Source organism: Kitasatospora sp. NPDC059673 (genome assembly GCF_042734215.1).
GTDB lineage: Bacteria > Actinomycetota > Actinomycetes > Streptomycetales > Streptomycetaceae > Kitasatospora.
The window spans coordinates 229872-241188 of the sequence record NZ_JBHWEN010000003.1 but is presented as its reverse complement, the minus strand read 5'-3'; the positions used below and the strand labels follow the sequence as shown (position 1 = coordinate 241188).

The following is an 11317-nucleotide window of genomic DNA, read 5'->3' as shown; positions in this document are numbered from 1 at the left end:
CCGGAAGGCGTGTACCGGATCTGTCACAAACCAGCGGCGTGTCGTGAGTGCACGGATGGTGTCTGCCTAAGGTGGCGTGGCCGCTGAATTCCGACGGCCATGACACATCCCGGGGGGCTCCACGTGAACAACGGCGCGAAGATCGGCATCGCCTCGGCCGCCACGGTGCTGCTGCTCGCCGGTGGCTACGGGGCGTACGCCCTGGTCTCCGGCGACTCGGACGGCAAGGACACCGCCAAGAAGGCCCGCACCGTGGTCGCCGAACCTCCCAGCCCCGAGCTCGCCGCGTCCGGTGCCAAGGCGTTCCTGGACGCCTGGGCCAAGGGCGACCTGTTCGGCGCCGCCAAGCTCACCGACGACCCGGACAAGGCGCAGGCAGCGCTGCAGGCCTTCAAGGACAACGTGAAGCCCAGCGCCGTCCACCTCACCGTCGGCGGCCCCACCACCGCGCCCAGCCCGTCCGCCTCCAAGTCCGCCGCGGCCTCGGCATCCGCGTCGGCGTCGGCGTCCTCGACGGCGGAGCCCGGGCCGACCGGGGTGCTGGAGAGCTTCAAGGTCTCGCTGGAGTTCGCCGACACCGGCACCCCGTGGAACTACGACGGCGTGCTCGGAGTGGTGAAGATGAGCGACGGCACCGCCGCCGTGCACTGGGCGCCCACCGTGATCCACCCGAAGCTGGACGCCAACGAGACCATCGGCATCAAGCCGGTGTTCGCCGCGCCCGCCGCCGTCACCGACCGCAAGGGCAAGCCGCTGGCCGGCTACGCCTCGCTCACCGGCCTGCTCAACCAGCTGAAGGCCGCCGCCCCGCAGGGCGGCAACCCCGAGGACGCCGGCACCGCCGTGGTGGTCTCTCCGGCGTCCGGCAACGGCGCCGCGGAGAAGCTCTTCACGCTGAAGGAGCCCAAGCCCGTCCCCAACCTGAAGCTGACCCTGGACGCTGACCTCCAGGCGGCCGCCGAATCCGCGGTCTCCGCCCAGGGCAAGCCGGGCTCGCTGGTGGCGATCGAGCCCAGCAGCGGCGGCATCCTGGCCTACGCGTTCTCCCCCACGAACGGTCAGAACCGGGCGTTCTCCGGGGCGACCGCGCCCGGCTCCACCCTGAAGGTGCTGACCGCCGCCGCGCTGCTGGAGGCCGGTGTCACGCCCAGCACCTCGATGCCCTGCCCGGAGACCACCATGGTCACCGGCAAGTCCATCGGCAACGACTTCAAGGGCGCGCACCCGGAGTACACGCTCACCGACGCGTTCATCAACTCCTGCAACACCTCGTTCATCGAGAAGGGCAAGGACACCCTCAAGGCGAACAGCCTGCCCTCGCTCGCCAAGGACGTGTTCGGGATCGGACTGGTCTGGAAGACCGGCCTGTCGAACTTCGACACCGACATCCCGACGGAGACCAACATGGCGGGCGCGGCCAGCGAGTTCATCGGCCAGGGCCGGGTGCGCGCCAACCCGCTGGGGATGGCGTCGATCGCCGCGACCGTGCAGTCCGGGGTGTTCCGGCAGCCGATCCTGGTTCCCGGCATGGAGCAGGTGAAGGCATCCCGCACGCTCTCCCCGCAGGTGCTCTCCAGCCTGCAGTCGCTGATGGTGCAGACGGTGAAGTCCGGTACCGCCGCGGCCGTGAAGCCGGCCCTGCCGAGCGGTTCCGGGGCGAAGACCGGCACCGCCGAGGTCGACAACACCTCCGACGCGAACTCCTGGTTCACCGCCTACTCCGGCAACCTGGCGGTCGCCGCCGAGTTCCAGGGCGCCGGGCACGGCTCGGCGGCGGCCGGACCGGCCGCGTCCAAGGTGCTGGCGGTGGGCAACCGCGGCTGACGCCTCACCCACGCGACGCGAAGGGGCCCCGGGATCCGGGGCCCCTTCGGGCTACTGTGCGAAGCGGCGCAGCAGGTTCTCCGTGACCTGGCGGGTGAACGCGCCCGCCTTCCCGTCGATGCCGTGGATCGCGCTGCCGCCGGCGGGGCCGGTCGCCTCCAGCGACTCCACCCACCGCATGGTGCCGGTGGCGAACACCAGCGCGCCGCCGCCCGCCGTGTACAGCGCGGTGTCGGCGAACGAGTGCCGGCCGTCGCACACCACCGGGGAGTGCGAGAGCACCTCGATGCCCTGCGGGGTCGGGAAGGACGGGTTGACCCGGTCGTACTCGACGCCCACCAGGTGCGGGAAGCTGTCGCCGGCCTTCGCGCCGGTGCCCGCGAACAGCCAGTGGCCCGGCTCGGTGACCACGTACGGGGCGTCCACCGGGTAGCCGTCGTAGATCACGCCGAGCAGCGAGGACTCGGGGTCGGCGCCGGGCGGGGAGCGGAAGTCGGTGGTCGCCGGGTGCCCGGCCTGGTACCCGGGGTCGTCCTTCCAGGCGCCCTTCCAGCAGACCACCGTGCGGTCCGGCCCGGTCGGTGACGGCTCGTACCGCACCCGCCGGAAGCAGCAGTTGGCGCCCAGGATCGCCAGGTGGGACCCGGCGTCACGGGCCGCGGTGAAGTGCGCGCGCTGCTCGGGCGACCAGTACTCGTCGTGGCCGGGCGAGAGCACCGCCTTGGCGCCGCACAGCAGGTTCGGGTCGGCGGCGACATCGATGCCGGTGGTGTACGACAGCGGGATGCCGAGCTTCTCGGCCAGCGCGACCAGCGGGGCCTCGTAGACCAGGAACAGGCCCGCGCCGTCGTCGTACTGGTACGGCCGGTCGAAGCTGACCTGGAGCGAGCGGGTGGGCAGGCCGCCGGACGGGCCGTTGTACAGGTTGTAGCCGCCCCACTCGTTGTAGGCCTGCCAGGTGGAGACCGCGTTGACCAGCACGGTGGTGCCCGCGGTGCCGCGCGAGCGCACCGTGAGCGGCACGTACCGCTGCCCGGCGCCGCCGTCCGCGTCCAGCCGCAGCAGGTAGCAGCCCTCCGGCCAGCCGGTGGTGTCGACAGCGGTGGTGCGCGGCCAGGCGGTGATCACCGTGCGGGTGGGCTGTTCGACGGAGAACGGCTGCTGCTTGCTGCCGGGCAGCCGCTCCGACTTCCACACCTGCCGGGCGCGCGCCCCGCCGTACCAGCCCATCCGGTAGGCGGTGACGGTGAAGCCGGGCGCGGTGGTGGAGACGTGCAGGCCGACCTGCTCGCCGGGCAGCACGCTGACCCGGTCCGCCCAGCCCTCGATCGCGGCGGCCGGGCCGGCGTTGGTGATCGCCCAGTCGGCGTTGCCCGGTTTGGCGTTCTCCGCCGCGGTGGCGGACGGCGCGGGGCTCGGCGCGGCGGCCCCGCCGCTGCCCCCGGTGGCGGTGCGGCCCGGGCCGCAGGCGGTGAGCGCGGCGGCCGCGCCGGCGGCCAGGCCCAGGAAGCGGCGTCGTCCGGTGGCGCCCAAGATCACTCCCGTGTTCGTACGGTGTCCCGGGACACCATAGGCACTGCGGCGGGCTGCCGCTGTGTCGCCCGGCGCCGGGGCACCGGAACCAGTCGTCCGGATGCCACCGCCAGCCGGGGCCACAGCACCAGGACGGCGGGCAGCGCCAGATAGCCGAACCGGCCGGCCGGGGCCAGCGCGAACGCCACCGTCAGGCCCGCCGCCAGCAGGTCGCAGGCGGCGACCGCGGTGGCCGGCGGGTGGGCGGGCAGCCACAGCGCGACGGCCAGCGCGCCGGTACACAGCAGGGTCAGCGACAAGGTGTGGCCGAGCGGGCCGAGACCGGCCAGCACCTTGCCCGGCAGCGGGCTGCCGGCCGGCGTGTGGATCGCCGTCAGACCGAGCGGGAAGCGCACCACCTGCTCGTACAGTTCGCGCGGGTGCAGCACCGCGAACGGGCCGATCACCGCACCGCCGACGGCCAGTACCGGCCAGACGGCCCGCAGCGCCGACCGCAGGCCGTGGCGGTGGTGCAGCAGCAGCAGCGCGATCGGCAGGGCCGGCCAGGCCGTCCACTTCAGCGTGCAGGCCAGGGCCAGCACCAGGCCGGTGCGCAGCGGGTGGCCGCGTTCGGCGAGCGCCATGGTCAGGCAGCACACGCCGATCAGCGGCAGGTCGACGCCGCCGACGGTCAGCGCGGGCGCGATCAGCGGCGAGGCCGTGAGCACCGTCAGCGGCAGCACCGGTGCCCGCGCCGGGCCGGGGCGCAGCAGCCGCCACCCGGCCAGCAGGCAGGCCAGGAACGCCGCCGCGAACCACAGCCGGGCGTCACCCAGCACCCGGGCCGCCGGTCCGGCCTCGCCGAGCACCAGCCGGGGCAGGCCGAACAGCGACATCGCGGGCAGGTACGGGTTGTAGTCGACGACGTGCACCGGATGGGGCAGGTACGGGCTGCCGGTGTGCAGCAGCAGCGCCGCCGACCGTTCCACCACCGTCACCTCGGACTGGTGGTGCCCGGTCAGCGCCAGTGCCCCGAGCGGCAGCAGCACCGCGCTCAGCGCCGCCACCGGCACGGCCGCCCGCGCCGCGAGGCCGTGCGGCAGGGTCAGCGTCAGCACCGCGGCGAGCAGGTACCCGGGCGCCGCGTACCGCCCCCAGGTGACTTGGTTGGCCAGGTGCGACACCAGTGGGAACGCCCCCGCCCAGGCCGCGGCGGCCAGCCACCCGCCGGCCTGCACCACGGGGTGCCCGAACGGTCGCAGGGCGCGGCGGACCTGCGTCCGGGTGGTCACCATGGCTCGAAGGCTAGGCGGGATGTGTACGCCCTGTCGCGAGCATCGGCCCGGTTTTGCCCATTTCCGTCCGTATTTCGACGCCGCGTGGCCTACGGAGCGTCAGCTCCGGTCGGCGGGTTCCCCGGTGCGGGCCGCGGCCAGCCGGGAGTGCTTGGCGCTGTAGGTGAAGTAGAGGACTCCGGCGAGGGCCAGCGCGATCGCGAAGGCGATGAAGGTGTCGCGGTGCAGCTTGGTGATCAGGTAGACGCAGAAGCCGGCGCTGAGCACGGGGGTGATCGGGTAGAGCGGAACCTTGAAGCCGCGCGGGAGGTCGGGGCGGGTGCGGCGCAGCACGATGATGCCGACGGACACCGCGCAGAACGCCACAAGGGTGCCCATCGAGGTCATGTCGGCAAGCAGTTTGAGCGGGAAGACGGCGGCCAGCAGGGCGACGGCGGCGCCGACCATGACGGTGTTCCACACGGGGGTGCCGGTGCGCGGGGAGACCTTGGTGAAGCGGCGCGGCAGCAGGCCGTCGCGGCCCATCGCGAACAGGATCCGGGTCTGGCCGTAGATCACCACCAAGGTGATGGAGAAGATCGAGACGATCGCGCCGCCGGCGAACACCAGGGCGGGCCAGGACTGGCCGGTGACGTCCTGCAGGATCTGCGCGAGGCCGGCCTCCTGGCCGCCGAACTGCTGCCAGGGCTGGGCGCCGATCGCGGTGACGGCGACCGCGATGTACAGCAGGGTGACCACGCCGAGCGAGATCAGGATGGCCAGCGGCAGGGTGCGGCGCGGCTCGCGGACCTCCTCGCCGGCGGTGGAAACGGCGTCCAGGCCGATGAAGGAGAAGAAGATGGTGGAGGCGGCGGTCTGTACGCCGTCCCAGCCGTTGGGGGCGAACGGGGTGAAGTTGCCGGCGTGGAAGCCGGTCAGGCCGACGGCGACGAACAGCACCAGGATGGCCAGCTTGATGGTCACCATCACGGCGTTGACCTTGGTGGATTCGCCGACGCCGCGGATCAGCAGCACGGTGACCAGGGCGACCAGCACCACGGCGGGCAGGTTGACGACGCCGTTCTCGCCGGGCGGGGCGGTGAGCGCCGCGGGCAGGTGCAGGCCGAACGCCAGGTCGGCGAACTGGTTGAGGTACTGGCCCCAGGTGACGGCGATCGCGGACGCGGAGACGCCGTACTCCATCAGCAGGCAGACGCCGACGCCGTACGCGACCAGTTCGCCCATGGTGGCGTACGCGTACGAGTAGGAGGACCCGGCCACCGGGATGGCGGAGGCGAGTTCGGCGTAGCAGAGCGCGGTGAGGCCGGCCGTGACGGCGGCGATCACGAAGGACATCACCACGGCCGGCCCGGCTTCCGGGACGGAGGTGGTGAGGACGAAGAAGATGCCGGTGCCGACGGTGGCGCCGATGCCGATCGCGGAGAGCTGCCACAGGCCGATGGATCGGCGCAGATGTCCGGCTCCGGTTCCGCCCGCTTCGGCGATCAGGGTGTCCACGGGCTTGCGCCGCAGCAGGCGGGTGGTGCTCATCGGTGTCCTTCTGGTGGGAATCAGGCAGGAACGATATCAAATACGACTTTCCGCATAGTTATGAGGCCTTTGCGGTGGGCACGGCCATCCGCCACAGGTGGCGGGCGGTCACCGGTTCAGGACGGCTTGCATGACGGCCTTGGCGATGGGCGCGGCCAGCTTTCCGCCGGTGACGTCGGTGGCCTGGCTGTCGGCGACCACCACGGCGACCGCGACCGGCGGGGTGGCGGTCGAGCCGGCCGGGCGGGCCCAGGCGATGAACCAGGCGTACGGGGTGCCGGTGTTGTCGACGCCGTGCTCGGCGGTACCGGTCTTGCCGCCGACCTCGGCGCCGGGGATCTGCGCGTTGGTGCCGGTGCCGTTGTTCACCACGTTCACCATCAGCCGGCGCAGCTCGGCGGCGACGCCGGGCCCGAGGGCCTGCCGGTACAGGGTGGGGCGCATCAGCTGGACCTGGGTGCCGTCGGCCTTGGTGAGCCTTTCCACAAGCTGTGGATGCATCACCTGCCCGTCGGCGGCGGCCCCGGCGGCGACCATGGCCATCACCAGCGGCGTGGCGGCGGTGTTGTACTGGCCGATCGAGGACAGCGCGAGCTGCGAGCTGTTCATGGAGGTGTCGAAGTTGGAGCGGGCGGCGCGCACCGGGGTGTCGAGCTTCGCGTCGTCGAAGCCGAAGTTCTTCGCCATCGCGACCATCCGGTCGAGGCCGGTCTGCACGCCGAGCCAGCCCATCACGCTGTTGCAGGACATCGTCATCGCCTCGTCCAGCGACAGCCCTGCCTGGTCGCAGGCGCTGGTGTCGTTGTTGAGCGTCGTGGTGGTGCCGGGCAGCACGTACGGGTAGGGCGCGCCGGTGGGGGCCTGGATGTCCGTCACCGTGCCATTGGCGAGGGCGGCCGCGGCGGTGACCACCTTGAAGGTGGAGCCGGGCGGGTAGATCTGGCGCAGCGCCCGGTTGAGCATCGGCTGGGCGGGGTCGGCCTGGAGCTTCTCCCAGGTGGCCTGGTCGGCGGTGCCGGCGCCGGCGATCGCGCCGGGGTCGTAGCTGGGGGTGGAGGCCAGCGCGAGGATCCGGCCGGTGGCGGGTTCGATCGCGGCGACGGCGCCCTGCTGGTTGCCGAGCCCCTGCATGGCGGCGCGCTGCGCGGCCGGGTCGATGGTGGTGACCACGTCGCCGCCGGGCTGCTGGTGGCGGGTGATGGCGTCCCAGACCGCCCAGCCGGCCAGCCGGGGGTCGGTGCCGGTGAGCAGGTCGTCGTAGACGCCCTCCAGCTGGGTGTTGCCGTAGATCTGCGAGGAGTAGCCGGTGACGGCGGCGTACAGCGGGCCGTCGGTGTAGGTGCGCTTGTACGCCAGGCGGCCGCCGGTGGCGACCGAGCCGGTGACGGGCTGGCCGGCGATCAGGTTGCCGCGCGGCTGCGCGTACCGCTGGATGGTGGCGCGCTGGTTGGCGCTGTTGTCGTCCAGTTCCTGCTTCTGGAAGACCTGGACCCGGGTGGCCTGGACGGCCAGCGCGATGATCAGCAGCATGCAGAAGGTGGCGGCCCGGCGACCGGTGGTGGAGATGCCGGGCAGGCCCTGCGGTCCGCCGTTGGTGCCCTCGGGGCGGGTGAACCTCACGCCGCCTCCCAGGGCGCGGGCCGCCGGGCGACGTCGCTCATCCGCACCAGCAACGCCACGATGATCCAGTTGGTGACCACCGAGGAACCGCCCTGCGCGATGAACGGCAGCGTCATGCCGGTCAGCGGGATCAGGTCGAGGACGCCGCCGGCCACCACGAACACCTGGATCGCGACCAGCGCGGCCAGGCCGATGGCGAGCAGCCGCCCGAACGGGTCGCGCAGCGCGATGCCGGTGCGAAAGCCCCGGGAGACCAGCAGCGCGTACAGCAGGAACACCGCGAGCAGGCCGGTCAGGCCGAGTTCCTCGCCGATGGTGGCGAGGATGAAGTCGGACTTGGTGGCGAAGCCGATCAGCGCGGAATGGCCGAGACCGAGACCGGTGCCGAGCTCGCCGCCCCAGGCGAACGCGAACAGCGACTGGGCGATCTGGTTGGCGCCCTGCCCGGCCTCGATCGAGGCCAGCGGATGCAGCCAGTCGGAGACCCGGCTGTGCACGTGCGGCGACAGCCAGCCCACCCCGACCGCGGCGACGGCCGACAGCAGCAGGCCGATGACGATCCAGCCGGTGCGGGCGGTGGCCACGTACAGCATCACCACGAACAGGCCGAAGAACAGCAGCGAGGTACCGAGGTCGGTCTCCAGGACCAGCACGCCGACGAACGCCGCCCAGATCAGCAGCACCGGCCCGAGCACCCGGCCGAGCGGCAACCGGAACCACAGCACCCGGCGGCCGGTCAGGGCGAGCGCGTCGCGGTGCCGTGCCAGGTACGCGGCGAAGAAGATCGCCAGCAGGATCTTGGCGAACTCGCCGGGCTGGAAGGACAGCGGGCCCAGCGTGATCCAGATCCGCGAGCCGTACACCGGCGGGAAGAACACCGGCAGCACCAGCAGGACGAGGGCCACGAACGCGCCGAGGTACGCGTAGCGCTGGAGCCGGCGGTGGTCGCGCAGCAGGAGCAGCACCGTGATGAACAGGCCCACGCCGAGGGTGGACCACAGCAGTTGGGTGGGGGCGGCCTCGTGGTGCGGGGTGTTGCGGTCCAGCCGGTAGATGACGACCAGTCCGATGCCGTTCAGCAGGACCGCGATCGGCAGCAACAGCGGGTCCGCCCACTTCGCCCGCCAGCGCACCGCGCCGTGCGCGAGCAGGGCCAGCACACCGAGGGCCGCGCCGTACTGGGCGGCGTCCGGCGGCGCCTTGCCGTCGATGTTGACGCCCACCTCGACGTAGCCGAACACCGCCAACCCCACCGCGGCCACCACCAGCAGCAGTTCGGTCCACCGCCGGGGGCGCCGCGCGCCGGCCGCGTAGTCAGTGGCCACCAGCCGTCCTCGCCAGCTCGATGGGGGGAGGGACGGCGGGGTGCGAGCGACCCCGCCGGTACCGCTCGAGGGAGGGTCAGAGCGTGGACGCGGGGTTCGCCGCCCGGGCGATCTCCCGCAGGTGCTCCTCCTCCTGGTGGCTCAGCGAGGTCTGGAGCAGCTCGCCGCCGAACTGCGCGACCGCCGGGATCACCTTGTCCTGGGTGGCGGTGCGCACCAGCGCGAACACCGCGGCGCTGCCCGGGGACAGCTTCTGCCCGACCTGCCGCATGAAGTTGTCGTCCACGCCGGTGTCGGTGGTGGCACCGACGGCCGCGCCGGTCGCGCCGCCGATCGCCGCGCCGATCACCGGCATCAGGAACAGCAGGCCGATCACGCCGCCCCACAGGGCGCCGGAGGCCGCGCCCAGGCCGGTGTTGGAGACCGCCTGGTGGAGCTTGATCTTCCCGTCCGGGTGGCGCTCGACCACCACGATGTCCTCCAGGTCGATCAGCCGCTGCTTCTGCAGGCCGATCAGCTCGTCCCGGACCTTCTGTGCGGTGGTGACATCGGGGTAGGCGATCGCGAACAGGTTGCTCACAGCGGGGTTCCTTCCGGCAAGGCATCGGGCACGTCCCCAGCACCCTAGCCACCATCCGCCGCATTTAATCCCATCTACTGCGGTGTGTCCGGTTCCCTGCCGCTCACTCGCCCCGGCGCTCCGCCACGGCCACCGCCGCCCACCAGGCGGCCGCCGCCAGCGCCGCCGCACCCACGAGCGTCCACCACGGCACGGACAGCGCGTGGTGCCGCGAACCCAGCACCAGCGCCCGCACCACCACGTTGGCCGGCGAACCCGGCACCAGCAGCGCCAGCACCATCGCGGCCAGCCCCAGCGGCACCGCGTACTGCGCGCCCGCCACCACCGGACGGTTGCACACCGCGCCCACCGCCGCGCCCGTCAGCACGCACACCACGGTGGCCAGCACGCCGGCCGCCACCGCCACCCCGGAGCCGCCGCTGCCCACCAGCAGCACCGCCGCCAGACCCGCCCCGCCCAGCGCCAGACCGGCCAGCGCCGCCGCCAGCAGCCCCGACAGGTGCACCCGCCGCCAACCCGCCGCCGCCACCAGGCAGGCCCGGGACTGCGCGGGCTCCGCCGTCACCGCCGAGCGCACCAGCCAGCCCGTCACCGGCACCAGCAGGCCCGCCGAGAACGCCGCCGCCGACAGCGCCTCGTCGCCGCTCGACACACCCAGGCCCATCAGCAGCAGGTACAGCAGCCCGGGCGGCAGCCAGCGCTGCGAGCGCAGCAGCAGCTCCAAGTGGTAGCGCGTCAGCATCCGCACCGTCATGACGCCTCCTGCCCGACGGACCTGATGTGCACCGGCGGGTGGGCCACCAGGAGGCGGCGCAGCAGCGCGTCGGAGTGCGCGGCCGGGACGTCCAGCCGGGTGGCGCCGTCGGCCAGCGGTTTGCGTTCGGGCCGGCCCGGGAGCCACTCGGGCAGCGTCTCGGCCTCGACCACGACCGCCGTACGCGGCCCGTCCTCCTCGACGCCGGGCAGCGGGACTTCGTGCAGCGTGCCGTCACTGACCCGGTGACCTTCGGTGGTCAGGCCTGCCAGCCGGGTCGGATCGTGGTCGACGAACACCACCAGGCCGCCGGCCGCGGCCCGTTCGGCGACCGCGCTGTCGAGTTCGCCGCGGGCGTTCTGGTCGAGCCCGGTCCACGCCTCGTCCAGCAACAGCAACTCGGCCTCGGCGAGCATCGCCTGAGCCACCGCGACCTTCTGGCACGTCCCCTTGGAGAGCCGGCCGATCGGGGTACCCGCGTACCCGGCGATGCCGAACCGCTCCAGCCAGTGGTCGGCGCGCCGTCGCGCCTCCCCGTCGGACAGCCCGCGGATCCGGCCCAGGTGGCACAGGTAGCCGCGGGCGTCGAACGGCAGCGCGGGCGGGAACCGCTCCGGGACGTACGCCCGGCCGGCGGGCACCTCGACCGTTCCCCGCTCGGCGCGCTCGATCCCGGCGAGCAGCTTCAGCAGCGTCGACTTGCCGCTGCCGTTGGCGCCCTCGATCCGCACCAGGGAGCCCGGACGGAGCGTCAGCCCGACCTCCCGCAGAACCCACGGCCCCCCGCGTCCGTAGCGCTTTCCGACGCCCGCCAGACGCACCGTCATGTGCTCTCCCCGCCTGCTGTGCCGACCAGTTCAGCGTACGTCGCGCTCAC

General features: G+C 72.9%; 9 protein-coding genes. 1 reads left to right on the top strand and 8 read right to left on the bottom strand.

Annotation, left to right across the window (positions count from 1 at the left end; all coding sequences use genetic code 11):
• Window positions 1-123 precede the first annotated feature (123 nt).
• Window positions 124-1824, top strand: a complete 1701-nt coding sequence (locus tag ACFV18_RS05805) for a penicillin-binding transpeptidase domain-containing protein (protein WP_380479666.1) — start codon at window positions 124-126, stop codon at window positions 1822-1824.
• Between the two features lie 51 nt (window positions 1825-1875).
• On the opposite strand, the gene ACFV18_RS05800 is transcribed toward ACFV18_RS05805, so the two are convergent.
• The 8 genes from ACFV18_RS05800 to ACFV18_RS05765 all read right to left on the bottom strand — a co-directional run bounded on the left by ACFV18_RS05800 (window position 1876) and on the right by ACFV18_RS05765 (window position 11267).
• Window positions 1876-3363: a N,N-dimethylformamidase beta subunit family domain-containing protein gene (locus ACFV18_RS05800; protein WP_380479664.1), complete on the bottom strand. Its 1488-nt coding sequence runs from the start codon at window positions 3361-3363 to the stop codon at window positions 1876-1878.
• Window positions 3360-4631, bottom strand: a complete 1272-nt coding sequence (locus tag ACFV18_RS05795) for a hypothetical protein (RefSeq protein ID WP_380479663.1) — start codon at window positions 4629-4631, stop codon at window positions 3360-3362. The genes ACFV18_RS05800 and ACFV18_RS05795 overlap by 4 nt, the downstream gene beginning before the upstream one ends.
• A 99-nt stretch (window positions 4632-4730) precedes the next feature.
• On the bottom strand, window positions 4731-6161 hold the full coding sequence (locus tag ACFV18_RS05790) for an amino acid permease (RefSeq protein WP_380479661.1): 1431 nt from the start codon (window positions 6159-6161) through the stop codon (window positions 4731-4733).
• A 108-nt stretch (window positions 6162-6269) separates the two neighbouring features.
• Window positions 6270-7691 (bottom strand): penicillin-binding transpeptidase domain-containing protein, encoded by a 1422-nt coding sequence (locus ACFV18_RS05785; protein ID WP_380479876.1) that lies wholly within the window; start codon window positions 7689-7691, stop codon window positions 6270-6272.
• An 86-nt stretch (window positions 7692-7777) separates the two neighbouring features.
• Window positions 7778-9106: an FtsW/RodA/SpoVE family cell cycle protein gene (locus ACFV18_RS05780; RefSeq protein WP_380479659.1), complete on the bottom strand. Its 1329-nt coding sequence runs from the start codon at window positions 9104-9106 to the stop codon at window positions 7778-7780.
• A 76-nt stretch (window positions 9107-9182) separates the two neighbouring features.
• Complete coding sequence (locus ACFV18_RS05775; RefSeq protein ID WP_380479657.1) at window positions 9183-9686, bottom strand: DUF1269 domain-containing protein; 504 nt, start codon at window positions 9684-9686, stop codon at window positions 9183-9185.
• 103 nt (window positions 9687-9789) lie between these two features.
• Entirely contained in the window at window positions 9790-10440 is a 651-nt protein-coding gene (locus tag ACFV18_RS05770) for an ABC transporter (RefSeq protein ID WP_380479655.1), read from the bottom strand.
• On the bottom strand, window positions 10437-11267 hold the full coding sequence (locus ACFV18_RS05765) for an ATP-binding cassette domain-containing protein (protein ID WP_380479653.1): 831 nt from the start codon (window positions 11265-11267) through the stop codon (window positions 10437-10439). The genes ACFV18_RS05770 and ACFV18_RS05765 overlap by 4 nt, the downstream gene beginning before the upstream one ends.
• Between the last annotated feature and the right edge of the window lie 50 nt (window positions 11268-11317).